Source organism: Mucilaginibacter gracilis, assembly GCF_003633615.1.
GTDB classification, from domain to species: domain Bacteria; phylum Bacteroidota; class Bacteroidia; order Sphingobacteriales; family Sphingobacteriaceae; genus Mucilaginibacter; species Mucilaginibacter gracilis.
Map to the genome: position 1 here is coordinate 3,628,443 of NZ_RBKU01000001.1, position 26,612 is coordinate 3,655,054.

At 40.5% G+C, this 26,612-nt stretch carries 30 protein-coding genes; 19 read left to right on the forward strand and 11 right to left on the reverse strand.

The window, feature by feature from the left end:
- The first annotated feature begins 290 nt into the window (after positions 1 to 290).
- From BDD43_RS15875 to BDD43_RS15910, 8 genes are all read left to right on the forward strand, one after another.
- Positions 291 to 749, forward strand: a complete 459-nt coding sequence (locus BDD43_RS15875; protein WP_121198593.1) for a hypothetical protein — start codon at positions 291 to 293, stop codon at positions 747 to 749.
- Between the two features lie 36 nt (positions 750 to 785).
- Positions 786 to 1,346, forward strand: coding sequence for a hypothetical protein (locus BDD43_RS15880; RefSeq protein WP_121198594.1), 561 nt, complete (start codon positions 786 to 788; stop codon positions 1,344 to 1,346).
- A 17-nt stretch (positions 1,347 to 1,363) separates the two neighbouring features.
- On the forward strand, positions 1,364 to 1,765 hold the full coding sequence (locus tag BDD43_RS15885) for a hypothetical protein (protein ID WP_121198595.1): 402 nt from the start codon (positions 1,364 to 1,366) through the stop codon (positions 1,763 to 1,765).
- A 238-nt stretch (positions 1,766 to 2,003) separates the two neighbouring features.
- Entirely contained in the window at positions 2,004 to 3,311 is a 1,308-nt protein-coding gene (locus BDD43_RS15890) for an SWIM zinc finger family protein (protein ID WP_121198596.1), read from the forward strand.
- Positions 3,311 to 4,792 (forward strand): DUF5691 domain-containing protein, encoded by a 1,482-nt coding sequence (locus tag BDD43_RS15895; RefSeq protein WP_121198597.1) that lies wholly within the window; start codon positions 3,311 to 3,313, stop codon positions 4,790 to 4,792. Before BDD43_RS15890 ends, BDD43_RS15895 begins: the two co-directional genes overlap by 1 nt.
- A 10-nt stretch (positions 4,793 to 4,802) precedes the next feature.
- Complete coding sequence (locus BDD43_RS15900; protein WP_121198598.1) at positions 4,803 to 5,879, forward strand: ATP-binding protein; 1,077 nt, start codon at positions 4,803 to 4,805, stop codon at positions 5,877 to 5,879.
- A gap of 18 nt (positions 5,880 to 5,897) precedes the next feature.
- Entirely contained in the window at positions 5,898 to 8,156 is a 2,259-nt protein-coding gene (locus BDD43_RS15905) for a DUF5682 family protein (protein WP_121198599.1), read from the forward strand.
- A gap of 4 nt (positions 8,157 to 8,160) precedes the next feature.
- Entirely contained in the window at positions 8,161 to 9,303 is a 1,143-nt protein-coding gene (locus BDD43_RS15910) for a VWA domain-containing protein (RefSeq protein WP_121198600.1), read from the forward strand.
- A gap of 17 nt (positions 9,304 to 9,320) precedes the next feature.
- Here BDD43_RS15910 and BDD43_RS15915 read toward each other — a convergent pair whose 3' ends face one another.
- The 8 genes from BDD43_RS15915 to BDD43_RS15945 all read right to left on the reverse strand — a co-directional run bounded on the left by BDD43_RS15915 (position 9,321) and on the right by BDD43_RS15945 (position 15,677).
- Complete coding sequence (locus BDD43_RS15915; RefSeq protein WP_121198601.1) at positions 9,321 to 9,668, reverse strand: flavodoxin family protein; 348 nt, start codon at positions 9,666 to 9,668, stop codon at positions 9,321 to 9,323.
- Positions 9,669 to 9,685: 17 nt separating this feature from the next.
- Complete coding sequence (locus BDD43_RS15920) at positions 9,686 to 11,158, reverse strand: transposase (protein WP_121195838.1); 1,473 nt, start codon at positions 11,156 to 11,158, stop codon at positions 9,686 to 9,688.
- A gap of 97 nt (positions 11,159 to 11,255) precedes the next feature.
- Positions 11,256 to 11,405: a hypothetical protein gene (locus BDD43_RS30085; RefSeq protein WP_162847084.1), complete on the reverse strand. Its 150-nt coding sequence runs from the start codon at positions 11,403 to 11,405 to the stop codon at positions 11,256 to 11,258.
- Positions 11,398 to 12,570, reverse strand: a complete 1,173-nt coding sequence (locus BDD43_RS15925; protein ID WP_121198602.1) for an FISUMP domain-containing protein — start codon at positions 12,568 to 12,570, stop codon at positions 11,398 to 11,400. Before BDD43_RS15925 ends, BDD43_RS30085 begins: the two co-directional genes overlap by 8 nt.
- Positions 12,571 to 12,579: 9 nt before the next feature.
- Entirely contained in the window at positions 12,580 to 13,269 is a 690-nt protein-coding gene (locus BDD43_RS15930; protein ID WP_162847085.1) for an SIMPL domain-containing protein, read from the reverse strand.
- A 195-nt stretch (positions 13,270 to 13,464) separates the two neighbouring features.
- Positions 13,465 to 13,791 carry a HesB/IscA family protein gene (locus tag BDD43_RS15935; RefSeq protein WP_121198604.1) on the reverse strand — a complete coding sequence of 109 codons (327 nt, stop codon included), beginning with the start codon at positions 13,789 to 13,791 and terminating at the stop codon, positions 13,465 to 13,467.
- A 142-nt stretch (positions 13,792 to 13,933) separates the two neighbouring features.
- Entirely contained in the window at positions 13,934 to 14,347 is a 414-nt protein-coding gene (gene iscU / locus BDD43_RS15940; RefSeq protein ID WP_121198605.1) for a Fe-S cluster assembly scaffold IscU, read from the reverse strand.
- A gap of 118 nt (positions 14,348 to 14,465) precedes the next feature.
- Complete coding sequence (locus BDD43_RS15945; RefSeq protein WP_121198606.1) at positions 14,466 to 15,677, reverse strand: IscS subfamily cysteine desulfurase; 1,212 nt, start codon at positions 15,675 to 15,677, stop codon at positions 14,466 to 14,468.
- 117 nt (positions 15,678 to 15,794) lie between these two features.
- Here BDD43_RS15945 and mce point away from each other — a divergent pair, with 117 nt between their 5' ends.
- The 8 genes from mce (at position 15,795) to BDD43_RS15985 (ending at position 22,169) form a co-directional block, all read left to right on the forward strand.
- The gene (gene mce, locus BDD43_RS15950) at positions 15,795 to 16,199 is read left to right on the forward strand and encodes a methylmalonyl-CoA epimerase (RefSeq protein ID WP_121198607.1); all 405 of its coding nucleotides are present in this window, start codon (positions 15,795 to 15,797) and stop codon (positions 16,197 to 16,199) included.
- 181 nt (positions 16,200 to 16,380) lie between these two features.
- On the forward strand, positions 16,381 to 16,929 hold the full coding sequence (locus tag BDD43_RS15955; protein ID WP_121198608.1) for a hypothetical protein: 549 nt from the start codon (positions 16,381 to 16,383) through the stop codon (positions 16,927 to 16,929).
- A gap of 111 nt (positions 16,930 to 17,040) precedes the next feature.
- Positions 17,041 to 17,286 carry a type B 50S ribosomal protein L31 gene (locus tag BDD43_RS15960; RefSeq protein WP_008510416.1) on the forward strand — a complete coding sequence of 82 codons (246 nt, stop codon included), beginning with the start codon at positions 17,041 to 17,043 and terminating at the stop codon, positions 17,284 to 17,286.
- A 65-nt stretch (positions 17,287 to 17,351) separates the two neighbouring features.
- Positions 17,352 to 18,542, forward strand: a complete 1,191-nt coding sequence (locus tag BDD43_RS15965) for a putative sugar nucleotidyl transferase (protein WP_121198609.1) — start codon at positions 17,352 to 17,354, stop codon at positions 18,540 to 18,542.
- A 1-nt stretch (position 18,543) separates the two neighbouring features.
- Complete coding sequence (gene tpiA, locus BDD43_RS15970) at positions 18,544 to 19,311, forward strand: triose-phosphate isomerase (RefSeq protein WP_121198610.1); 768 nt, start codon at positions 18,544 to 18,546, stop codon at positions 19,309 to 19,311.
- A gap of 103 nt (positions 19,312 to 19,414) precedes the next feature.
- Positions 19,415 to 20,251, forward strand: a complete 837-nt coding sequence (gene prmA / locus BDD43_RS15975; RefSeq protein WP_121198611.1) for a 50S ribosomal protein L11 methyltransferase — start codon at positions 19,415 to 19,417, stop codon at positions 20,249 to 20,251.
- Positions 20,252 to 20,383: 132 nt separating this feature from the next.
- The gene (locus BDD43_RS15980; protein WP_121198612.1) at positions 20,384 to 21,757 is read left to right on the forward strand and encodes a UDP-N-acetylmuramate--L-alanine ligase; all 1,374 of its coding nucleotides are present in this window, start codon (positions 20,384 to 20,386) and stop codon (positions 21,755 to 21,757) included.
- Positions 21,758 to 21,827: 70 nt separating this feature from the next.
- Complete coding sequence (locus BDD43_RS15985) at positions 21,828 to 22,169, forward strand: helix-turn-helix domain-containing protein (protein WP_121198613.1); 342 nt, start codon at positions 21,828 to 21,830, stop codon at positions 22,167 to 22,169.
- Between the two features lie 49 nt (positions 22,170 to 22,218).
- Here BDD43_RS15985 and BDD43_RS15990 read toward each other — a convergent pair whose 3' ends face one another.
- From BDD43_RS15990 to scpB, 3 genes are all read right to left on the reverse strand, one after another.
- The gene (locus BDD43_RS15990) at positions 22,219 to 23,337 is read right to left on the reverse strand and encodes a GNAT family N-acetyltransferase (protein WP_121198614.1); all 1,119 of its coding nucleotides are present in this window, start codon (positions 23,335 to 23,337) and stop codon (positions 22,219 to 22,221) included.
- 183 nt (positions 23,338 to 23,520) lie between these two features.
- Positions 23,521 to 23,715 carry a hypothetical protein gene (locus BDD43_RS15995; RefSeq protein WP_121198615.1) on the reverse strand — a complete coding sequence of 65 codons (195 nt, stop codon included), beginning with the start codon at positions 23,713 to 23,715 and terminating at the stop codon, positions 23,521 to 23,523.
- A gap of 159 nt (positions 23,716 to 23,874) precedes the next feature.
- Complete coding sequence (gene scpB, locus BDD43_RS16000) at positions 23,875 to 24,435, reverse strand: SMC-Scp complex subunit ScpB (RefSeq protein ID WP_121198616.1); 561 nt, start codon at positions 24,433 to 24,435, stop codon at positions 23,875 to 23,877.
- Positions 24,436 to 24,622: 187 nt separating this feature from the next.
- Between scpB and BDD43_RS16005 the strand changes: the two genes are divergently transcribed.
- The 3 genes from BDD43_RS16005 (at position 24,623) to BDD43_RS16015 (ending at position 26,577) form a co-directional block, all read left to right on the forward strand.
- A complete protein-coding gene (locus tag BDD43_RS16005) occupies positions 24,623 to 25,231 on the forward strand; it encodes a GIN domain-containing protein (RefSeq protein ID WP_121198617.1) in 609 nt (202 codons plus the stop codon).
- A 126-nt stretch (positions 25,232 to 25,357) separates the two neighbouring features.
- Entirely contained in the window at positions 25,358 to 26,083 is a 726-nt protein-coding gene (locus BDD43_RS16010; protein WP_121198618.1) for a head GIN domain-containing protein, read from the forward strand.
- A gap of 68 nt (positions 26,084 to 26,151) precedes the next feature.
- On the forward strand, positions 26,152 to 26,577 hold the full coding sequence (locus BDD43_RS16015; RefSeq protein WP_121198619.1) for a putative signal transducing protein: 426 nt from the start codon (positions 26,152 to 26,154) through the stop codon (positions 26,575 to 26,577).
- The last annotated feature ends 35 nt before the right edge of the window (positions 26,578 to 26,612 follow it).

The following is a 26,612-nucleotide window of genomic DNA, read 5'->3' on the forward strand; positions in this document are numbered from 1 at the left end:
TTGAATGTCAGATACTTAAATATACTTACATTTCCTTTGATTGACAAATATTATCTCATTTATTAATCGAACTCAGGTTTATAGGGTAATTAGGCATTATTTGCCTTTAAAAAATACCCGGAAACGGGTATTTTTTAAAGTGTTTTTTTTATATTATTTAGCTATGCAATAGCTGATACCTTAGTAACTGTCACCAGAAATTTGCTTGACATTTTATTCAATATAATACCGGATATTTTAAAACCCGATATGTAATTAGAATACTATTAAACAATAAATATTTAATTATTATGAAAGTTAGACAATCGCTTTTATTATTCTTCCTGCTGTTAACAACCATGTGCCTTAGCGCCTTTGAAAGTAAAATCAGACATACAAACGAACTTCATCATGTTAAGATAGCTGCCAAAGGCTATAAAGGCATTTACGGCTATGCATTTGTTAGAGGGTCTGAATCGAATAAGGCCATGTTTAGCCAGATCATTTATGAACCTCCGTATTCCGAGTGTAAAGAGAGTAGGGATCATTTGTTTTGGTTAAATGTTGAAAAGAGTTTTGGTAAATATCTTAGAGCAAATACCGACGAGAAATTTGATCTTGGTAAAGTGGAACACAGTTGCGCCAGCTATGGTAGCGACTTCTTAACCCGTCAAAAAGCTCAGGACGATATGTACGAAACGATAGCTTACGAAAAAAAAGCTGGCCACCAGGTAACAATGATATCTTTTAGCTATACGTGCCAACAATAATTATACCTTTTAATAATCACATAATCAGATAATTACATGAAGAAATTTATTATCACCGTGTCCGTAATTGGGCTTATACTTACCGGATATGCTTTTACGCAAAGGGATCAAAGTTCTACAGATAGTTTGGGCGATGTTAAGTACTCCATCTTGTCTCCGGATCAATTTAAAAAAGTAAATGGCAACGGATGGGTGCTGTTGGATGGTCGAAAGGTAGATGGCAGCCAGCTTCAAAAGCGTTTTTCAATAATCAATATACCGGATGCCAGGGGGATGTTTTTACGTGGACTGAATTACGACCGGCAAGACGCCAGTATTGATCCTTTTTTTAAAGAATATGGTCGTGTAAGGCTGGTTGGGCAATTTGAAGCTGATATCGTTGGGCCGCATAATCACGGCTGGACAGGAAATGCCGGAGACGGATATCCCAATAAGGCAGAGCAACATCATTCTCCCGAGTCTATGAGGTCGACTGATCCCACGCAAAAGTCTTATCATTATCCAAGAGGTTCGGAATATGATTATGCAGTTTCCGGCGTTGGAAACGAAACCCGTCCAAGAAACATAGCTTTTTATATTTATATCAAAATAAATTAAATGCAATATTCCCCAACATGAAAAAAATACTACTCATCCTCCTGCTTTCAATAACAGCCTTTACAGTTAAAGCTCAAAATATGACCTTTGATGAAACGGTGAAATATATAAATGATAAAATTGATACGTCTAGGTGGTCAAAAATTACCGTGACAAGGAATGGAACGGTTACTGCTGGTGATAAAACAGTTAATCTATTTGATTTGCCCGAAACTCACATAGCTTTTTATTCACAATATGATAAGGGAATAGCAATTTGGTTCAATCATCCATATTATGTTAGTTTGGCACTCGATTCATCCATAGGTAGAATAACTATTGGAGGCTTTAGCGTAGAAAAAGATGCAGAACGTGTGTACAATGCTCTGGTTTATCTGCGCAGCCTTTGCACCAAAAGCAAAGACCCATTTGATAAATAGGCCAATTTCATCAAATTAAAATAATAGAGGCCGAACTTTTTTAAATTAATCCTGAAGTACCCGCCTTTTGGGAAGCGCACCAGCTTAGATATTGTATCACAATTTAAAAACAAAACCAGCCGCCTCGTCATCTATTACGAGGCGGTTTTTTTATAGCTAATACTATCGTATTTTTTAAATTTTATTCTATTTTTAATGCAAAACAACATCAACCTTTTTTATCAATAATAACATTGTTTTGCAGCTAACCGAAGACCAAATATATGCCCTTGCTCCCGATGAAGCTTCAAAAAAAGCGGGGCGCGATTTGGCAGCACCCGCCAAATGGGTTACTAAAGGCATCAGCAGCCATGCACTTTGGGGCGAATGTCAGGGGAGTGGTAGTAAACCCTATCAAACCCAGGTTGATTTAGCTGCTATAGCTTTTAAATGTTCGTGCCCAAGCCGTAAATTTCCATGTAAACATGGGCTTGGCTTGTTGCTGTTATGTGCCCGGCAGCCGGGTTTGTTTAGCAGCGCAGATATGCCCGCCTGGGTTAACGACTGGATAAGTAAGCGAAGCGATAAGGAAGAAAAGAAAACCGAAAAAGCCGAAAAACCAATTGACGAAAATGCACAGGCGAGGCGCCAGCAATCGCGTGAGCAAAAGGTGAGTGCCGGCATTAGCGAGTTGGTGGTTTGGATAAAAGATATTGTACGTAACGGTATTTTAACCGTTCCCGAAAAGGGCCCGGCTTATTGGGATAACATGGCACGCCGCATGGTTGATGCCCAGGCATCCGGTTTGGCAGCAATGGTTAAAAGCCTTGGGGCAACAAATTTTTGGAACGAAGGCTGGCAAAGCAGCTTTATGGATAAGTTATTGCAGTTATATTTGGTTGCCGAGAGTTATCAGCATTTGCCCGGTATCAATCCTGCTTTGCAGCAGGATGTACGGTCGGCCATTGGTTTTACAATTAACCAGGACGAACTTAAAAAGCAAAACGGCGTTACCGATACCTGGCTTGTAATAGGTAAAGAAAGCCGCGATGAGCAGCAAATAACTGTTGAACAAAATTGGCTTTATGGCTTAAAAAGCAACCAATATGCTTTGGTTTTACAATTTATTGTGCGCGGGCAGGTTGCACAACTATCATGGAGTGCGGGTATGTATTTAGATGCCGAGCTAAGTTATTTTCCTTCGGCTGTGCCCTATAGGGCTATTGTAAAAAACTATACCATTAACCAATTTGTTACAACACCCCAAATACAAAGCTTTGAAGGTTGGCAGCAAGTTGCCGCACACCAAACGGTGCTCAATAGTAAACTACCTTTTTTAAACCAAACGCCAATTATGGTAGCATCCTTAAAACCTGTGCAATACCAAAAGCAATGGTGGCTGCAAGATGGGCAGGGATATTTGTGCCGCATAGCCCCTCAGTATAAAAATATTTGGCAACTGGTGGCTTTAAGTGGCGGCGAGGCCTTAACCATGACGGTTTTGGGCAAAGAAAACGAGTATAGGCCGATGGGAGTTTGGCATCAAAATAATTATAAAACTGTTTGATGAAAGCCTGGGAATATGTGATTAATACCGCTATGCTGGGCACCGATAAACCGATGCCTGCAAATGCCGAATTACCGGATGAAGTAGCCGAAATTACCACCATTATTGATGGTGTTGAGCTTTTAGATAAAGAGGCTAAGTTTTTGCAAAAAGCTTTGGTTATTTATAATTACCGCCAATCGGGCTTTGAGCCATTGCGGCAAAGCGATTTGCCGGTAACAACTGCGCAGCCCGAAATAAAACCCTATTGCAGCAACGCAGCAACAAGCGTTTTAAAAGATGTTTTTAACGAAGATAACGCGGCCTTATTGGAGCTTTGGCTAAGTAAATGCAATAAAAGCGGACAATTATTTTTACCCGACTTTTTACCGCTACTTTTAGATTTGGCCCAAAAAGACGTTGCCTTGCGCCCGCTTGTTATTGCTTGCGGTGGTAACAGGGCACTATGGCTAAGCCAGCTTAACCCGGCGTGGCAGTATTTTACAATACAACCGCCCGAGGAAGTTTGGCAAACCGGTAAGCCCGAAGAAAGGGTTGAGGTGCTTAAAAAGTTAAGAGAAACAGATGCCCAACTGGCCCACGAATGGTTGCAACAAACCTGGGCGCAGGAAACAGCAGCAAGTAAGGTTGATTTGCTTAAAGCACTGCGATTTAATGTTGGCACTACCGATTTGGAATGGCTGGAAGGTTTATTAACCGAAAAGGGGCAAAAAGTAAAAGATGAGGCTTTGGCCTTACTTAAACAAATTCCCGGGTCGTCTATCGTTAATCAATATCAGGATTTATTGCGGGAGTCCGTCGTTCTGAAAAAAGAAAAAGCTTTGTTGGGGATGATGACCAAAGTTTCCATTCAGCAAAAACTCCCTGCAACTGTTGACGAGCATATTTTTAAATCGGGGATAGAAAAGTTAGCCGGGCCAAAGTCGGCACTAACCGATGAGGGTTATATTTTGCATCAGCTCATTAGCGCCGTGCCGCCTTCTTTTTGGGAAACGCAGTTTGAAGCTTCGCCTGCGCAAGTGGTTGAGTATTTTGAAAAATATGGTAATGATAAAGTTTCGGCTTTAGGCTTGGCGGTGTCGCGGTTTAAACAAAAAGAGTGGGTTCCCTATTTTCTGGATCAACCGGGTTTTTATATTGATTTTTTGGGACTGATGGAACCTGCTGAACAGGAAAAATACCTTACTCGTTTTTTAAACAGCGATGCGCAAAACATATTGTATTATGCCGTTAGGTTAAACCAGGAGTGGCAGCCAAATTTTGCATTAACGGTGTTACGCCAAATGGCCAATTACCCCTACGAATATAACCGCGCATTTTTTAACAAGCATATTAAACTTATCCCGGCAGGCATTATCCCGCAACTTGAAAGAATTGATACCAAAGATGCCAATCTGCAAAATACCTGGGAAAAGGTAAGAGAACATTTAATTAAATTACTGGGCCTAAAGCAACTAGTGCTTAAAGCTTTTAACGCATAAAAACCTTAACATGTCACAGCTACTACGTCAGCATGCAGAGCAATTGTTTGCACACGAACTGGAAGAACTTAAAAAGCAGGATACAGACAAGCGCCCGGCAAACTGGGTATTGTCGCCGCAGTCGGTGGTTACCTATTTAATTGGTGGCAAGCTCAAAAACGGTTTCGAAGTATCGCCAAAGTACATTGGCAACCGCCGCTTAATGGAGATAGCCGTTGCAACCCTAACTACCGACCGCGCCTTGTTATTATACGGTTTACCCGGAACCGCTAAGAGTTGGGTAAGCGAGCATTTGGCCGCAGGTGTTAGCGGCGATTCTACGCTTATTATCCAGGGCACAGCCGGTACAAGCGAAGAGTCGGTACGTTACGGATGGAACTATGCACGGCTAATAGCCGAAGGCCCATCTGCCGGTGCGTTGGTAGAAACACCCGTAATGCGGGCCATGAAAGATGGCAAAATAGTAAGGCTGGAAGAGCTTACCCGTATAGGTGCCGACGTGCAGGATACTTTGATAACTATCCTTTCCGAAAAAACATTGCCCGTGCCGGAGTTAAATATGGAAGTGCAGGCTATAAAGGGCTTCAACGTAATTGCTACTGCAAACAATCGCGATAAAGGTGTAAACGAATTATCGAGCGCGTTAAAGCGCCGTTTTAATACGGTGATACTGCCTTTGCCCGATTCTATCGAAGAAGAAATTGATATTGTGCGCCGCCGCGTTGAGAGCTTTGAAAAAGTAATGGAATTGCCTGCCGAACCGCCTGCATTGCAGGAAATACGCAGGATAGTAACCATTTTTCGCGAACTACGCAGCGGTGTAACGCTGGATGGTAAAACCAAAATTAAAATACCAACAGGTACATTAAGTACCGCCGAAGCAATTTCGGTAGTGAACAGCGGCTTATCTATGGCCGCTTATTTTGGCGATGGGCAATTGAAAGCGGCGGATGTGGCGGCAAGTATTATTGGCTCGGTAATAAAAGACCCTGTACAGGATAAATTGGTTTGGCAGGAATACCTGGAAACCGTAGTAAAAACACGCAGCGATTGGAGTGATATTTACCGCGCCTGCCGCGATTTATAATAAACCAGGCATCAGCATATGGCAATAAATATATTAGGCATACGCCATCATGGCCCCGGTTCGGCACGGAATGTAAAAGCATTTCTGGAATCGGTTAAGCCGGATATTGTACTGGTTGAGGGTCCGCCAGAAGCTGATGGTATGCTGCAATGGGTTGGCCACCGGGGTTTAAAACCGCCCGTGGCCTTGCTGTGTTATCAGCCAGACGATCCACAGCGCTCGGTGTTTTATCCCTTCGCCGATTTTTCGCCCGAATGGCAGGCCATACTTTATGCCCGTAAGCAAAATATCCATGTGCGTTTTATGGATCTGCCGGCAGGCAACCAAATGCTGATAGAAAAAGAACAGCGCGAACACAAAGAGCAGGCAACAGAACCAACATCCGACCACATTAGCCTCGAAGCACAAACGTTTGAGGAGTTGCAAGTCAATAAAAACCCGATAAGTTATTTATCGGATGCCGCCGGTTTCGCCGACGACGAAAAATGGTGGGAGCATACCTTTGAATATCGCTTAGATAACCACGAGGTTTTTGATGCCGTAGCCGAAGCTATGCAGGCACTTCGCGAAAGCATCCCACAAAAAAACAAAAAACTGGAGCTGTTGCGCGAAGCTTTTATGCGCCGCTCAATAAGGCAGGCCGAAAAAGAAATGTTTCATACCATTGCAGTTATTTGCGGTGCCTGGCATGTACCGGCCCTGCAAAATAAAGTTTCGCAAAAGGATGATAACGAATTACTAAAAGGCTTGCCTAAAGTAAAAACAGAGTGCACCTGGATACCCTGGACGTTTAACCGCTTAAGCTTTTACAGTGGCTACGGCGCGGGTATCAATTCGCCGGGTTGGTATAATCATGTTTGGCAACACCCTCACGATGATGGTACATTGTGGATGGCACATGTTGCGCAACTGTTTCGCAAACAGCAAATGGATACATCGGTTGCGCATATTATAGAGGCCGTGCGTTTGGCAGAATCCCTTGCATCGCTACGTGGCTTGCCGAAGGCGGGCCTGGAAGAATTGAATGAGGCTACCCTGAGTGTGTTGTGCAACGGCGAAAGTATTTTGTTAAAATTGGTACACGATGAGTTGATTGTTGGCCACGAGATAGGAGAGGTACCGGCGGAAATACCCAAACCACCTTTACAACTGGATATTGAAAAACTCCAAAAGAAACTGAGGTTACCAGCTACTGCTGATTTTAAAGATTACACACTCGATTTGCGTAAAGACACCGATTTGGAACGCAGTGTTTTTTTGCGCAGGCTTACTTTGTTGGGTATACAATGGGGGCGACAGCAATATGTGACAGGTAAAGGTACTTTTAAAGAGCAATGGCGCCTGCAATGGGATCCCGGTTATTCGGTGGAAATTATTGAGCGTGGTAATTTAGGGAATACCGTTAGCGAAGCCGCAACAAATAGTGTATTAAACCAGGCTAACGAAGCTACGGACTTAAAAATAATTAGCGATTTGCTTGAAAAAAGCATTCCGGCAGAACTGCCCGACGCCATTGAGGTATTGATTTATAGATTAAATAATTTAGCCGCCGCATCAGCCGACGTAATTGAACTGATGCAGATAGTGCCGGGCTTAATTACCGTTGCGCGTTATGGCAATGTGCGCAAAACTGATTCGGCGGTGGTATTAAGTATTATAGGCAGCGTTATTACCCGCATATGCATTAGCTTGCCCAATGCATGCGTAGCTATTGATGATGATGCAGCGCAGCAATTACTCGGCTTGTTTTATAAGTTGAACGATGGCATTAACCTGCTAAACGAAGCCGATACCACTGCGGGCTGGCACCAAACCCTTGGGATAATTGCTGTTAATAAAAATACATCGCCGGTAATTGGCGGGTATAGCACACGCTTACTTAACGATGGCAAGTTGTTAACTGGCGATGAGTTAATGCAACACTTTGGCTATGCCATGTCGGCAGCAACGGCGCCTGTTATTTCGGCGGCCTGGTTAGAGGGTTTTTTAAAGGGCAGCGGTACATTATTATTGCTCGACGAGGGCCTATGGCAAGTGATTGATAACTGGGTTGCAGGTTTAAGCGATGATACCTTTATACAGGTACTGCCATTAATGCGCCGTACGTTTGCCAATTTTTCTGACCCGGAACGCCGTAAACTTGGCGAAAAGGTACGCACCGGCGGAAGCGGGGCGCAGCAACACACCACCGCAATTACAAACTTTGATACCGAACGTGCTAAACAAGGTTTACCTGTAATAATGGAACTATTGGGTTTAACCACTAAAAAAAGCTAACCAAATGGAAATTGAACCACAGCATTTGCGCAAATGGCGTTTAATATTAGGCGGCCACAAGCAAGAAGGAACTCAGTTTGATTTAAACGATGCCGACTTAAAGGTTGACCGCACCCTTGAAGCCTTGTATGATAGCGATAAGAGCGGTGGCCTGGGAGCATCGTCGCCAAATGTGAGCAGATGGCTGGGCGATATCCGTACATTTTTTCCGGCGAGCGTGGTACAGGTAATGCAACAGGATGCGTTAAAGCGGTTGAATTTAACGCAAATGCTTTTTGAGAAAGAAATGCTCGAAAACGTTGAACCCGATGTTCATTTGGTGGCTACCTTAATGACCCTGAGCCGCGTTATCCCCGATAAAACCAAAGATACCGCCAGGCAGGTAGTGCGTAAGGTGGTTGACGAATTGGTAAAAAAACTGGCCGAACCTACACGGCAGGCCATTACAGGCAGCCTTAACAAAAGCATCAGGAATACAAGGCCCCGGCATAATGAAATTAACTGGGGCGCCACTATATTAAAAAACCTTAAACACTACCAACCTCAATATCAAACCATTATTCCGGAAAGCAGAGTGGGGTATGGGCGCAGGCGGTCGTCGCTAAAAGATGTTATTCTCTGTTTAGATCAGAGTGGCTCGATGGGTTCTTCTGTGGTATACTCGGGTATATTTGGTAGTGTAATGGCATCCATACCAGCAATAAAAACTAAAATGGTGGTATTTGATACCGCCGTAGCCGATTTAACAGAAGAACTTACCGACCCTGTAGAATTACTATTTGGCGTACAACTTGGAGGTGGTACCGATATTAATGCCGCCCTAACCTACTGCCAGCAAATAGTTAGTAAACCTGCCGATACCGTACTGGTGTTGATAACCGATTTGTACGAAGGTGGCGATGTTAACCAAATGCGCCGCCGCGCTGCCGAATTGGTTGCCGCCGGTGTGCAATTGGTAGTTTTATTGGCACTGAGTGACGATGGGGCACCGTCTTACGATCATCGTAATGCGCAATTTTTGGCCGATTTAGGTGTGCCTGTTTTTGCTTGTACGCCCGATAAATTTCCGGATTTAATGGCAGCGGCACTCACCAAGCAAGATATTGGTTTGTGGGCCGCAAAAGAAGATTTAATTGTGAAGCAGTAGTTTTGCCCCGATATTGGTTATTCGGTAAAAACTTTATACACACTACCCTTAAATATCATCTCAAAATATTGAGCGGTTAGCATAAATGGCGCATCAAAACCGTTAGGCAACAATAAATCGGTACCAACGGCAATTACCGATGCCGATTTTCCCTTTAGGCCCTTGCCTAATTTTTTGTGTTCGGCAGTTAAGTCGGTAAGCCTGTCAAAAAAGGTTTTCATCAGGCCGCTCATGCTGTACCAATAAACCGGGGTCGCAAATACATAATCGTCGTATTGCTGCATGGCGTTCACCACATTAATAAAACCATCGTCGGTTGAGTATTGGCCCGTGTAATTGTAGGGCTGTATATGATAGTCAAGCAGGTTAAACCCTAACTCCGCTAATTTAGGTAGTCTATGTCAATAGATTTAAAGAGGTCTTTTGTCTTTTTTGTTATTTCGGATCTTACCCAGGTGTTTCGGATTTTAGTTTGGTAGATGCTTTTTGATATTTCTACTATGTCCTTTGGTGCATATTTTGAAAGTTTGTTTGCTGTTTTTAGTCGTGTATACAACCTGTAGTATGCGATCATGGCTATAAAATTTGCCATTAACCATCCTTCCAGCACATATCGGTTCTGCATGTAGGTTTTGTCTGCAAGCAGGAAGTGCTTGTAGGCGTCAAACATGACTTCTATTTCATTGCGCTGTTTGTAGGTTTCATATAACATTTGTGCGGACACCGCTTCAGGCAGGTGATTCGTGAGTGTAAGTGTTCCAAAACGGTCAACCCGTTCAAAGAAATCAACTTCTTTATACTTATCAGGATGTGTTTGAGTACGGGTAAGGAAATCAGCTTCTTCTTCTACTCTAAGGCGCTCGTCAAGGTAAGTAGTTAGCATCAGTCCTTCTTTTTCATATTCATAATACCAGACCACCCTCTTCTGATAGGTGAAATAATTCTTTATACCTTTTTTAAAATTGGCTTGCTGTAGCGGTTCATAATCTATGAGATTATTATTTCTGTATAGTGGGATAATGAAATGAATGGAGGCAGTTTTGAGGTCAGCGACGTTTTTCTTGCTGTAAAATCCCTTGTCGGCAATGAAAACCACATCTTTGATATTTAGTTCGTCTACACATATCTTCATCGATGTAACGTCAGTAATATTCCCATTGATAAGTCTATAATACACCGGTTGTTGCATTTGTGCAGAAAAAATGTACATCAGGCGTATTTGTGGATCATAGCTATGCTGTGGATTATAACCCATTGCGTTGACTGAAAGATGTTCTGAAAGGGATGGTATGTGCGTAGAATCAATCATTACAAATTTATCCTGCATAGCTTCCCTTACCCCTAATCTGCCTTTCATCCAGCCCAGCAATAGTTCTCTGTTTTCTCCTACATATTTCAATGCAGCTGTAATTGCTTTGTCATCAAGACCTTTTGTGACCCAGTTCAGAGAACAGTAGTCATGTGCATGTTGAAACGGCATACGCTTTATTGGGTGCTGATAAGCAAAACGCATCATTGCTACTGTCAATAATGTTTGACTAACAGGCTCTGGGAAGAGTGTAAGTAAACTGGGAAGATCCTCAGCAAGCAAAGACGTAAAGAGATTATACAATCCGTATGTTTTGATATCTACTACCGGCAGGCTGTTGCCTTTATCTTTTATTAGTTTTTTATCCGACGGGACAAAGCCCTCCTTCTCGGTGATTTTACCAAGAAGTTCCAGGGTTATTTTATCCGTCCGCTTTTTTTCAGAATTATAACGATACTCAACAGCGTACTTGTAAAATGTACCCTTGATAAGCCTGATCTCTGTTTTTGGCTCTTTAAATTTTTGAATCCAGGAAGGTAACGACATAGACAACCTAATTAGGTAGCCCAAAATAAACAAAAAAAGGAACAATCAAGCGTTGTTCCACTATATTTTTCAAAATAGACGGGGTAATTATGCGGAGTTAGGGGTTAATAAGCTGATAATTGTTATCCCCATAAATTTCTTTCACAAATTTTTCGGTGTTACTTTCCCGGCGGGCACTGGCTAAAATTATTAAAGTTTTATTGCTCATATCTATATAACCAAAAGTGTTTGTTAGTGTTTTATTCATCTTTAACGCAGCGTAAATTAAGGTTAAAGGCAATACCTTGCGTAGCACGCATTACCCGGTTATAGCTTTTTATAAAAATGCGCCGGAAGATGTATAAAGGCTCGCCCGGTTCGCGGGTGGTCCAAAAATAGGCACGTTCGTTTACATGGCCTGGTGCGGTATTATTGCCCCGGCCGGCATACAACACATTAAAACCAGTTGAGCCACCCACTAAAAATGCCGATATATCATCGCCGTTCCAACCCATTTTAGTAACCTCGGTGGCAGGTATGCCGCCTTCAATTTCTAAATCTTGCCATTCGGCATCTGTTGGTACATGCCATCCTTTGGGTGCGGCATCGTGTAAGGCGGCATAGCTATAATAAACCCCATATTTGAGGGTATTAGTACTGTCGTTATTATAATAATAGGAAACACCAACCTTTGATTTGTAATTTAAATTTTGCGACATCCATGTGTGTTTACCTATTTTTACCCATGTATAAGTTTGGCCGTCGCGTTTATCGGTAAATGTGCCTGTACGGTTTGTTGATTTTGTAGACGGTTTAAAGGGCTTTACATGCAAGGTATCCTTAACGGCAGTAAAAGTTACCACATTACTTACAGCAACCTGCTTTTGCGGGGCTTGTTTTGTTACAATTAATGTTACCGTTAACGGGGTTTGCGCAACTATAAATGTTACCGCATTGCTGTAATAAGTGCCTTTAATGCAATCAGCCCCCTTGTTATTAATATAGCATACCTCAAGCTTGTATGTGCCGCCTGCCAAAGGCACGTTTTTACTTTTTAAAATATCACTTATATTGATAGTGTGCTTAAATGATTTACGCGGCGCAAGGGTAATGTATTTTGATGGACTTTCGTCGCTATAATCAACCATCGCCAATTTAATTGGAGTTACAATCCTATCGTTACCTGATGTTACCGATAGGTAGGTATTGGCATCTTTAAAAATACCTGGCAACCTGATGCCTGCCGCCGAAACATTGGTAAATTCTACTTGGGCAGTTATGTTATCAGCCTTTAGAGTATCATTGGCATGTTTAACTTTTAGGCTAACTTTTAAGGTGTCGTTTGCCAAGTGTGCTGGGGTTAAGGCTTTGTTTGATGTAAAAGCGCAGTTAAATAAAATAACTGTTATGGCTGCAATGTATAGCTTTTTCATAACGGTGCGCTACTTAAGTTCGTAAGTTATAGTTACCGTTACCGGAAAGGGCTTGCTATCAATAAGGGTTATTTCAAATTTGGAAAGGCTATAATAATCGTTGGCGTCAAACTCGGTATTAAAATCGTGCAGGGTATTATAGCCGGTGCCCACATTTAACGGCTGTCCCACCGTTTTATTTAGTTGTTTGGCCATACTAAACGCATTGATATGAGCATCGGCTAACGCTGCCGAATACAAACTATCAACAACGGGTTTTAAAATAGTGCCATATTGGGGCTTGGCCACAATGCCTTTTAAGCCTGGGGTGCGTAAATCGTCCACCAGTTTTTGTGCCAGGTCAGATTTAATATTTCTGAGCTGATAAACAATGTTATATAAAGGGCTGGCATTACGTCCGCCATAACCATTGGAAGGCGTACTTGATTTTCTGATGGTTAAAAAGTCACTTTCTTTTAAACCATAGGCTTTAACATTTTCAAAAAAAGTATGCCTAATGGTATCTAACCAGGTTTTATCCATTGTTTTTGCACTTTCAGATCTTATTTCTTCCTGCAGTAAAAAGGTAACCTTGTAGGCATTAGGATAAAATGTTTTTTGGGACAGCCCGATAACTGAGATAGTTGTTTTGGGTGCTTCCTGCGCAAAGGTAAAGTAGCTTAATGCGAGCAGAGTAATGGTGAGAGATAAGTTTTTCATCTTGGTTTTGTTTTGGCAGATGATGCAGAAAAGCATTTATTCCATAAAAGATTTTTAAAAAATCTTCGACCGCGTTTTTGTGCTATAATAAATTAATGTAAGAACATTTTTAGAATTTTTACGATAAATTATAAAAACAAAAAAAGGCTCATAGCATAACTATGAACCTTTAATATTTTAGAAAGCTGATTGGCCTTATACCGAGAAACTCTCGCCGCAACCACAGGTACGCGTTGCATTCGGATTATGAAAATTGAAACCCTTACCGTTTAAACCATCGGTAAAATCAAGCTCTGTGCCGGCCAGGTATAAAAACGATTTCATATCCAGTGCCATGCGTATCCCTTTATCTTCAAAAAACTGGTCGCCCTTTTTTTCTTCGTTATCAAAATCCAGATTATATGATAAACCAGAGCAGCCTCCTCCCTGCACCGATACCCTCAAAAAATAAGATGTATCCATCCCGGCATCCTGCATCAGGTGATCAATTTTGCTTTTTGCCTTATCTGTTATAGTAACCATTTTATTTAGAGTCAAGAGCCAAGATGCAAGAATCAAGATAGAAACCCCAATTTGCGAGGCCTGGCTTTATTAAGATTAAATCCAAGTGATAGAATACAAGAATCAACTCTTGATTCCTGATTCTAGCTTCTTGTTTCTTCCTTTAGTGGTGCGCTTTTTCGCTTACCAAAGCTTCCATACCATTTTTAACACGGTAATCGTTAATTGCAGCTTTAATGGCATCTTCGGCCAAAACCGAGCAGTGTATTTTTACCGGAGGAAGAGCCAGTTCTTCAACAATGTCCATGTTGTCAATCTTCATGGCATCGTCAATGCTTTTACCTTTTAACCACTCGGTGGCTAATGATGATGAGGCGATAGCACTACCGCAACCAAATGTTTTAAATTTAGCATCGGTAATAACGTTATCAGCATTCACTTCAATTTGCAGGCGCATTACGTCGCCGCACTCTGGTGCGCCAACAAGGCCTGTTCCTACGCTGTTTTTACTTTTATCTAAAGTGCCAACGTTACGTGGGTGGGTATAATGATCAATTACTTTATCTGAATAAGCCATAGCTTTAATTATTAGTTATTTGTTGTTGTGTTATTAGTTATTAAGGCCGCAAAAATCAATCCTCAATTTATTATTCAAAAATCAATCCGAAATCGTAAATCCGACTTCCGAAATCGTCTTAGTGCTCTGCCCACTCAATCGAGTCAAGGTCAATTCCTTCTTTAAACATTTCCCAAAGCGGCGATAGTTCGCGCAGGTGATTAACCGAGTTTTTGGTTACCTCAATAGCGTAATCAATTTCCTCTTCGGTAGTAAAGCGGCCCAGTCCGAAACGGATAGAAGAGTGTGCCAAATCATCAGATAAGCCCAGGCTCTTTAACACATACGAAGGCTCCAAAGATGCCGATGTACAAGCCGAACCCGATGATACTGCCAAATCTTTCATAGCCATCATTAAGCCTTCGCCCTCAACGTATTTAAAAGATATGTTTGCAACATGTGGCAGGCGATGTTCAACATTACCGTTTACATAGCTTTCTTCTAAAACAGTTAAAGACTTTTCTAATTTATCGCGCAAGGCAGATAAACGGATAGCATCTGCCTCCATATCTAAACCGGCAATTTCGCAGGCCTTGCCTAAACCAACTATACCGGCTACGTTTAAAGTACCACTACGCATACCACGTTCGTGGCCGCCACCGTCCATTTGAGCGGTAACCTTAACCCTTGGGTTTTTACGGCGAACGTATAAAGCACCAACACCTTTAGGGCCATACATTTTATGTGCCGATAAGGCTAAAATATCAATACCGTCTTTATTTACGTCCACAGGTATTTTACCAACAGCCTGCACACCATCTGTCATAAATAAAGCACCATATTTATGGGCTATGGCCGATATTTCTTTAACTGGTTGTATAACACCAATTTCGTTGTTGGCATACATAATACAAACCAAAATGGTTTCGTTGGTCATGGCGGCCTCAAGGTCGGCAAGGTTAATTAAACCATCAGATTGTACATCTAAATAAGTAACACGTGCGCCCAGTTTTTCAACATGTTTGCAGGTATCTAAAACGGCTTTATGTTCGGTAGTGCAGGTAATAATATGGTTGCCTTTGTCTTTGTACATTTCAAAAACACCTTTAATACCTAAGTTATCGCTTTCTGTAGCTCCCGAAGTAAAGATGATTTCTTTCTCGTTAGCACCAATTAATTTGGCAACTTGTTCGCGGGCATAATCAACGCCTTCTTCGGCTACCCAACCAAAAGGGTGGTTACGGCTTGCAGCATTACCAAACTTAGTAGTAAAGTATGGCAACATAGCCTCTAAAACCCTCGGATCCATTGGGGTTGTGGCGTTATTATCTAAATATATTGGAAGGTTCATGGCTTAATCCTAATTATGTATAATTAACAAGTGCAAATATAAGTAAACATTATTTACAATCATTCAAAATAACTGTCAAAATAGTGTTTGGTAGTCATTATTTTGCAATATTTGGCTATGGATAAAATAGAGCATATTGGCATAGCTGTAAGCAACATGGATGCTGCCAAGGCCACCTGGCAAAGCTTGTTAAATACTGTAGTTTATAAAACCGAAACCGTTGATAACGAACAGGTAAGTACTGCTTTTTTGCAGGCCGGACCCAATAAAATTGAACTGCTGCAAGGCACACATCCTGATAGCGTTATTGCTAAATTTATTAAAAAAAAAGGGGAGGGGATACACCATATTGCTTTTGCCGTAACTGATATTTACGCCGAAATGCAGCGCCTTAAAACCGAAGGCTTTACACTGCTGAATAACGAACCGAAAAACGGTGCCGATAATAAACTGGTTTGTTTTGTGCATCCTAAAGACGTTAATGGCGTATTGATAGAACTTTGCCAGGAGAGAATTTTTTAATGAGCTAACCTACGCCTCCTCATTAATATGGCTATTAAAAATGTGCTTACCGGCCTTAAATTAAGGCCTAAAATGTTAAAGCTTGTTAAAAAACGTACTAATGTGTCATAAATCGCTTCATCTTCATTGTAATTTCATTTTGTAACGTATTTTTGTAGCGTAAATTACTAACTCCATCCGAATGAAAAAATGTTCCATAATTTGTTTACTGTTGTTAACCGCTTTACTACAGTTTTGTAAAAAGTCTGGCGACTCGACCGACAGTACCACTACCGCAGTGCTTTTCCAGGCGTATGTCAACAGTTCCGTTTGGACACCAACCTCAACCAAGGTTACATTAACATACAATGCCACTGCAAAAACCAAAACTTTTAGCTTTGAGGCCGACAGCACAAAAGACCAGATATTAATGACGATAAAACAACCGGCATCGGCTTTGGATAGTACATTTACTGCGCAAAATTATATTGCCGATACAACAGCTACATCAAACGTTACCTTGGCTTATAATAAATTGGTGAATAATGTGTACACGCCGGTAGGCACGTTAAAGGCAGGCAGTATTAATATATCATCAATTGATGTATCAAAAAAATTAGTTACCGGTACTTTTGTATTTAACGAAACCAAGTATAATTACGATAGTAATGGCAACATTGTGTCGCTAACGTCAACAGTAATATCAAGCGGGGAGTTTAATAACCTGCCGTATACGTTTAAAAGGCAATAGCATATATAGCCATACATATTTGTAAGAGTGTTGATAATTTTTACTTTTTAATTTTCACAGTTTAATTTAAAAAAGTATATTTGCGCCTCTTTTGAAAAGGAATATAACAAAATGAAAAAAGATTTGCACCCATCCAGCTATAGATTTGTTGTTTTTAAAGACTTGTCTAACGACTATGCTTTTTTAACAAAATCATGCATTGATACTAAAGAATCCATTAAATGGGAAGACGGTAATGAGTACCCTTTAGTAAAATTAGAAATATCTCACACATCGCACCCGTTCTTTACAGGTAAGATGAAGTTGATTGATACTGCCGGCCGTATTGATAAATTCAAAACTCGTTACAAAAGATAATCGGTATTTAAATAAATATTTTAAAGTCTCGGCTTTCCAGCCGGGACTTTTTTTATTTTTGCGCAATGGCAATCATCCTCTTTGACGATAACGCGCAACACACCCTACAACCACTAACCTTTACCCGGCCCGTTGCCGATTTGCGTATTGGTATAGTAACCATAGCTCAAAAGTGGGCAACCTGCCTAAAACAGAGCTATTCGTTTTTAACACGAGGTTACTTACAGGCCAAATTCCCACTCAAAATATCCGAAGATAATATCTTTATTAATGGCTCGGTTTGCCCTGACGAAGGCTTGCTGGAAGCTATTTATAATTTGGGTATAGGCGAGGCTTTAATAAAAGATGATTTATTTATAGCCGTAAAGCTAACCGAAGGCGACGCCTGGGCTTTCAACTCCTTAAACCAGGCCATTTACGCACCTGTAAACTATACCGGTAATTTTGTAAGCATTAAGTACCCCGAAGATATTTTTAAAAACAATGCCACCGAAATAGCTAACGATTTTAAGCTGATAACAAACGGCCGTACCAGTGCGCAATTAAGCTCCACCAATACCTTTATTGGTGATGATTTTTTTGCCGAAGAAGGTGCCGAAGCCGAATGCTCAACCTTTAACTCTAAAAGCGGGCCCATTTATTTAGCCAAAACTACCCAAGTTTGGGAAGGTACCAATATTCGTGGAGCATTTGCGCTTTGTAATAACTCGCAGGTTAAAATGGGCACTAAAATTTATGGCGGTACTACTGTTGGCCCGTATTGCCGGGTTGGCGGCGAGGTAAATAATGCTGTGCTTTGGGGGTATTCGGCAAAGGGGCACGAGGGATATTTAGGTAATTCGGTAGTAGGCGAATGGTGTAATTTGGGTGCCGATACCAATAACTCTAACCTTAAAAATAATTATTCGGAAGTTAAACTTTGGGACTATACTACTCAACACTACCGTAAAACAGGCTTGCTGTTTTGCGGCCTCATTATGGGCGATCATTCCAAATGCGGTATCAATACCATGTTTAATACCGGAACAGTTGTTGGTGTAAATGCCAATGTTTTTGGAGCCGGTTATCCACCAAATTTTATTCCCGATTTTAGCTGGGGTGGTGCCGATGGCTTTGAGGTTTATTCGGCAAAAAAAGCTTTCGAAACCAACCAAAAAGTGTTTGAGCGCAGGGAGCATCGTGAGTTTAACCAAATTGAACAGGATATTTTACAAACAGTATTTGAATTAACCAAATCATATAGAAGCAATTTTTAAAATGAGAAAGAAAATAGTAGCCGGTAACTGGAAAATGAACATGGATTATAACGAAGGTTTAACCCTGTTTAGCGAAATGATTGATCTTGTAAAAAGCGAGATAACCGGGGCACAACAAGCTGTGGTATGCAGTCCGTTTATACATTTGCATAGTCTGGCCCAGGCCGCTACAGCAAGCGATAAGGTATCAATAGGCGCTCAAAATGCGCACCAGGCCGAGGTCGGAGCTTATACCGGCGAAATATCTGCCAAAATGATAAAATCGGTAGGTGCCGAATATGTAATATTAGGCCACTCGGAGCGCCGCCAGTATTTTGGTGAAACCAACGAGTTGTTGGCTAAAAAAACAGATACAGTTTTAAAAAACAGCCTGATCCCCATTTTTTGCATTGGCGAAACATTGCAAGAACGCGAAGCCAATACCCACTTTGACGTAATTAAGGCGCAATTGGTTGAAGGCGTTTTCCATTTAGAGGCTGACGCTTTTGCCAAGTTGGTAATAGCTTACGAACCCGTTTGGGCAATTGGTACAGGCGTAACCGCAAGCGCAGAACAGGCACAAGAGATACATGAGTTTATCCGCAAGGAAATTGCCACAAAATACAGCCAGGCTGTTGCCGACGAAATTACCATACTTTACGGCGGAAGCTGTAACCCCAAAAATGCCCCCGAACTTTTTGCTAAAGCAGATATTGATGGCGGGTTGATAGGTGGTGCATCATTAAAAGCAAGAGATTTTGTTGATATATTAAAGGTGTTTAATAATTAGTATCAAGGAGCAAGTATCATGTATCAAGATTTTTTTTTGGTATATGTATACTTGCTCCTTGCATATAATTCTCCGACACATACTTACTACTTGATACTTCCCCATGAATTACTACGAACTCCTCTTCACCACCATTATTACCGACGATTACCAGCAAGACCTGCTCATTAACGAACTTGCCGAGTTTGGTTTTGATACTTTTGAGGATATGGATTTCGGTTTTAAAGCATATATTCCGGCTGAAGGGTTTAATAAAAAGGCTTTAGATGAGGCTTTAAAACCCTACCACAATCTGTTTACTTTTAGCTATGAGGTAACGCTTATCCCGCAAAAAAACTGGAACGAGGTTTGGGAAAGTAACTTTGAGCCTATCGAAATTAAGGATAAAGTTTACGTTAGGGCTACCTTCCACCAGCCTAAACCCAGTTTTGCCTATGAGATAGTTATTGACCCTAAAATGGCTTTTGGTACCGGGCACCACCAAACTACATCTATGATGATGGAATGGATGCTTGAAACCGATTTTAAAGATAAAACCGTTTTGGATATGGGTTGCGGAACAGGCATATTGGCAATACTGGCCTCAAAAATGGGTGCAACAAGTGTAACCGCTATTGATTACGACGAGATTTGTTACGAAAGCACCCTCGAAAATGCACCACTAAACCACATTGGCAATATTATTGCCATTTGCGGCTCAAAAGATGCCATTCCCGATTATGAGTACGACATTATTTTGGCCAATATTAATCGCAATATTTTGATTGAGCAAATGGATAGGTATGTACAGGTGTTAAAACCCGGCGGTCATATTTTTTTCAGCGGTTTTTACGAAAGCCCTGATATGGACATTATTACCGCAGAAGCGGCTAAGTACGGATTGAAATACCTATCTCATAAAGAAGATAAAAGCTGGGTAGCCGTAAAGTTTAGCAATTGAGTTTTCAACAAGTGCAATAAATACTAACATTTTTCAATTTTAAACCTGTATTGCAGTAAAACAATTGTTTAATTAAATAAGTAATTTTGTTTATTTGTAATATATAACTTTCTTTAAAGATAATAAATTTACATGATAGTACATTTTATAGCCATTGGTGGTAGTGCAATGCATAATCTGGCTATTGCATTACATAAAAAAGGCTTTATAGTAAGCGGTTCAGACGATGTACTTTTTGAGCCTTCGGTATCGCGCCTGGCCGGGCAGGGTATATTGCCTGCAGCACAAGGTTGGTATCCCGAAAAGGTAACCGCCGATATTGATGCTATTATTTTAGGTATGCATGCCCGTGTTGATAACCCCGAGTTATTAAAAGCGCAACACCTGGGGCTTAAAATATATTCGTATCCGGAGTATATTTACGAGCAATCAAAAAACAAAATACGGGTGGTTGTGGGTGGCAGTCATGGTAAAACAACCATTACCAGCATGATATTGCATGCTTTAAAGTGCGCAAAAAGGGATTTTGATTATCTGGTAGGTGCGCAGTTGGCCGGTTTTGATACAATGGTTAGGTTAACCAACGACGCTCCGGTGATAGTGATAGAAGGGGATGAGTATCTGGCATCGCCAATAGACCGCCGACCCAAATTTCATTTATATAAAGCCAACATTGCGGTTTTAAGCGGCATAGCCTGGGACCATATTAATGTATTCCCCACTTTTGAAAATTACACCGAGCAGTTTAGCTTATTTTTAGATACCATACAGCCTGGTGGAACGGTGATTTATAGCGAAACCGACCACGTACTTAAAGCTGTAGTAACCGAAAACAAATCGGAAATTAAAAAGGTGCCTTATCACTTGCCTCAATTTGAGATTGATAACGGCATAACCCAAATTATTTACAGCGGTAATAAATATGCCTTACAGGTGTTTGGCCAACACAATCTGCTCAATATAGAAGCCGCCAAGTTAATATGCCTTGAATTGGGTATTATTGAAGCCGATTTTTATAGTTATATAACCACTTTTACAGGTGCTGCCCGCCGTTTAGAGGTACTTGCTAAAACCGAAACCGGCAATATTTATAAGGATTTTGCCCATTCGCCATCAAAGCTTACGGCTACTATAAACGCTGTAAAAACGCAATTTCCGAATAGGAAATTGATTGCGCTTATTGAATTGCATACGTTTAGCAGCCTTAATAAAAATTTTTTAAGCGAATATGCCGGCACAATGGATATGGCCGACGAAGCTATTGTGTTTATTGACGAGCATACCTTTAAGCAAAAAAATATTGAGCCTTATCCGGTAGAGATATTAAAACAAGCTTTCGCGAAAAATGATATGTTAGTTTTTAACAAAACGGATAATTTATTAACCTTTTTGGAAAATGTAGATCTGCATAATACAAACCTGCTCTTGATGAGTTCGGGTAATTTTGGAGGCTTGAATTTAAACGTTTTAACTCAAAAATTATTAAAAAAAGCCGCGCAAATTTGAAATGTTAATTAAAAAATTATCGTAACTTTATATAATTCTATTACAAACCTTATCCTTAATTAATTATTGCATGAAGACCCTCGGGAAAAAAATCAGACTATTACGGCATCAAAGAGGTTGGAGCCAGGAAGACGTTGCTAAGCGCCTCGATATTTCCATCCCCGCTTTTTCTAAAATTGAAACTGGCATAACTGATATTAACTTATCAAGGCTTGAACAAATATCAATTTTGTTTGATATGACCGTTGTTCAATTACTCACCTTTAACGATACCGATCAAGAGCAAAAGTATACTAATGAACTTGATAGCGTGAGCAAAAAACTAAGCGATCGCGATACTGAAGTGATTGACCTGCAAAAAAAGGTTATTGAGCTTTACGAAGAATTGCGCTTAAATAAAGTAACCGCATAATAATATAGAAAAAACCCGGTTTTAAGCCGGGTTTTTAGTTGGTTTTTGTTTAGAATATACACCGCATGGTGAGGTGCCTTTTACCAAACGTTGCTCCTGTAGCTTCGTGCAGGGCTATCATTTTGTCGTTAAAATCACCCACCCACGATAGTTCTAATTCAAAATATTGGTTTAGCGGGTACACATATTCCTTCAACTTAATAAACATTGCCGATTCCAAACCGTGCTTTTGAAACTTCTCCTTCGTTCCCATCACAATTGCACGCATACGCGATACCCCTTTCCAACGGTGATACAAAAATTTAAGTTTACCAATAAGATTTAGCTTGCCGTTTAGTGTTTTTATCATCTGGTTGGCGTCAGGCAATATCAAGGTAAAGGATGCAGGTTCGCCGTTTACATAGGCAAACCATATCAGGCTTTCGTCCATAATGGCCTTCATTTGTTTAAAGCTTTCCATAATGGTTACCTTGTTAATGGGTACAAAGTTTTCAAAGTTTTTCCAGGCATCATTATAAATTTCCAAAAAGTCGTCGGCATATTGGTCTATTTTTGATGTTTCCAGGTGCTTAAATTCGTAGCCAGGCTTTTTGGCTACCCACTCAGCAATTTTAGTAAAACGTTCGGGAAAAGGCTTGTAAACCGTTAGGTGATTGGTTATTTGCTCGTATAACGTTTTAAAGCCATAATCCTCAAAAAAGCCTTTGTAATAAAGCGGGTTATAGTTCATTCCGTACGATGGTACGGTAAAACCTTCAACCAGCAGGCCCCAAAATTTATCGTTCTCACCAAAATTAATGGGCCCGTCCATAGCTTGCATGCCGTTTTGTTGTAGCCAGGCTTTAGCCGTGTCAAATAATTTAAATGCCGCCTGTTTATCGTCAATACACTCAAAAAAGCCACAGCCACCGGTGGGTTGCTCATAATTGTATGCTTTTTCGTTGTTGATAAAGGCAGCTATGCGGCCTATAATTTGGCCATTATCATGGCGTAAAACCCAGCGCGTGGCTTTGCCATGGGTATGAAAATTATTTTTTTCGGGGTCAAAAACTGCCTCAATATCAATATCAAGGGGGCATATCCAAACGGTATCGTTTTTGTAAATAATGCGGGCAGCATCTAAAAAGGCTTTTTTATCTGCCCTGGTAATAACTTCGGTTATCGTCATGCTTTAAAGATAATTATAGTTTGCCATATGGCGCAAATGGATAGGCTAATAGCTACGCATTGCTGTAAATTATTAAAGTACATTAATGCGTATTGCAGCCACAAGCAGCAAAATACGGCATAAAAAAAGCACCCGGCGCAGCGCCGAATGCCTTGTTTTAATCAATATTTTATGGGAGATTAATTAATAATCGTCTTCTTCATCCAAGTCGTCAAACTTCTCGTAAGCACCTAATTCTTCAATAGGAGTATCAAACTCATCATCGTCATCATCATCTATAAACTTGCTTTTAGGTTTAGGGGCCGGGGCTTTTTCACTTCCTTTTATTGGGGCTGCTTTTGCACTTGTCTTTTTTGCCGGTTTCTTGGGGGTTTCCATTGAAAATAGATTAGCGGTTGTAATTTGGTTATCGTAATTTAAATTTACTAAGAAATAGAATATGTAAAGGCTTTTTTTGAATTTTTTTTGACGGTGCTTTTAAGCCTTCATCAAATCAAAAATAAAGAAAATGATTTTTAATGAAAAAAACTTTGAAAATTATTCCGACTGCTCTCCAACTGCCGAATTATCAGGCGTAAGTTCTTTTAATTGAGGTAATTCGTTTAAATTATTAATTCCAAAATAATCCATAAAGAAAGGGCTGGTGGCATAAATTATAGGCTTACCAACACTTTCGGCCTTGCCGGCTATGGCGATAAGCTCCTTTTCTAACAGCTTTTGGATTGAATAATCGCAGTTAACACCACGTATTTGTTCAATTTCCAGTTTGGTTACCGGTTGTTGGTAGGCAATAATTGCCAGGGTTTCGAGCGCTGCCTGGCTTAATTTTTTTTTGGAACGCTGTAATTGCAGCTGTTTTATAATAATGTGATAATCTTTTTTGGTTAAAAATTGGTAGCCGTTGTTAATATTAACCAGTTCGATGGCAAAGTTAGGCTGGGCGTATTTAAGCTTTATAGTTTGTATGGCCGTTGCAACTTCGGCATCGCTAAAATCGCGCTCAAAGCTTAATTGAAGGCAATACATAATCTCTTCCAGCCTGATGCTGTTTTCCGACGCAAAAATTAATGCCTCTATATATAGTTCCGTGTTTTCCATTTACAGCCATAAAAATAGTAAGTTTTTTTATTGTAAGTGCTTTATGTTTTTGATGGTTTTTAAAGTGTAACAAACTATATACAAATATTTTTTAAAATAGCTGTAACCTTTTGTGGTGGTAGCTGTCTTATGGATATATTAATTAAAACAATAACAATAATCAATTGATTATAAAATAGTTACAACAATGAAAACAAAAATTTTATCCATCGCAACAATACTTTTTGTAGTATTTTCAATAAGCAGCAAATCATTTGCAGTAAGTAATAACAATGATGTTACAACCACTTTAACAGATATGAGTAACATCAACAAAATTGAAGTTCATGGTAACGTGCAGCTCTTTATATCAAACGGAGTGAGCGACAAAGTGAAGGTTTATGATAGCTATTACAGCCAAAATGCATTGGTACAAGAGCAAAACGGCGTGTTACGTATATCATCATACAAAGCCGAAAAGCTGGTAGTTTGGGTAACCGTTGCAGATTTACGCGGTATATCGGCCTATGATAACGCAACGGTTGAATCGTTTGGCAAGTTCTCTGGTTTAGATTTTAACCTTAGCCTAAACAATAATGCCAGTGCCAGTTTTGATATGGATTGTGCAGAAGCCAACATAGCCCTTAACGACGACGCTAAAGCCAATATCAGCGGTATGGCTTCCGAAAGTTCTATCGTGGTTAACCAGGCAGCAACGTTAAACAGCACTCAGTTTTATGCCGAGCGTCTTACTCAAAAACGCATTACACCAGTGGTAACAGCAAAAGTTGAGGCCGACGAACTGGCTCTTAACTAATAGTATTTAACCCAATCACACCATATATTACAGCAAGCCATCCTTATTTTAGGGGTGGCTTTTTTTTATGCACTAATAGGTGTAACTTCATTTACTTAACCACCGTTAAAGCAAATAGATAGTGCCATGAAAAAGATAAATATAGTTGTATTAGCAATTGCGGCATCGTCGTTTATAGTTGCTCTGTCAAGCTGTAACGGCTTGCTTTGTAAAAGTGGTTCGGGCAAAATGATAACCGAAAAACGTGATGTTAAAGGCTTTTCAAAGCTTGATATTTCGGGAAGTTACACCGTAGTTATTAAGCAGGATTCTGTCGAATCCATATCAGTAACTGCTGATGATAACCTGATGAAATACGTAAAAGTTAACCTCGATGGCGATAAATTACGGGTACATTCAAAAGGAAATATTTGTGGTTCGGGCAAGTTTTTGCTTACTATAAGCTTACGCAATTTGTCGGCACTTAAAACTTCGGGGGCTGTTGAGGTTAGCTCAAACGGTAAAATAATTGCGAAAGATTTAGATATGAATATGTCGGGAGCGTCAAAAGTAACGTTGGATGTGGATGCCAATAGCGTTACAACCACCGGCAGCGGCATTACCGAAATTAACTTAACAGGGCAGGCTAGCAGCCATAATGTCGAACTATCCGGGTCGGGGCAGCTTAATGCGTTGGATTTTGTTGTGGCTACATATGACATTGAAAGCAGCGGCGTAAGTCACTGTAAAATAAATGTGCTTAACCAGTTAAACATCAACAGCAGTGGCGTTGCCGATGTGCAATACAAGGGTAATCCTGCCAAAATTAACAACAATAAATCGGGCGCTTCTACATTAAAAAAGATAGAATAAGTTATTAAATTATATTTGTGCCCCAATGCTGTATAGCCGGTATTGGGGCATTTTATTACCTGTAAATTATGGAAAACGAAGATCAGATTGTTACTTTTAAGACTTATTACGACCCTATGTTGGCCCATATTGTGCGCACCCGCCTGGAAGATAATGGCATTGCTTGCTTTATAGCCGACGAGAATATGGGCACTATTTATCCAATTTATAACGCTGCAATAGGGGGTATAAAGCTTAAAGTTTTTGCCCGCGATTTGGAGAAATGCACGGCCATTGTAGCCGAAGATAACACACTTAGCATTGAAAATTTACCAGCCGACAGCGAGGTGATTTGCCCGCATTGTGGGTCGAACAACGTGCGGTATGGAGCCGCTACGGGCGAAAATACAGGCTGGTTTGCCAACTTATTTTCGGCCATAAAGCTGGATTCGTACATTGATAATAACCAATGGCACTGCTTTAATTGCGGTAATGATTTTGAAAAAGCGGTATAAATTGAGGTAAATACCGGCCCACATTTAACAAATTT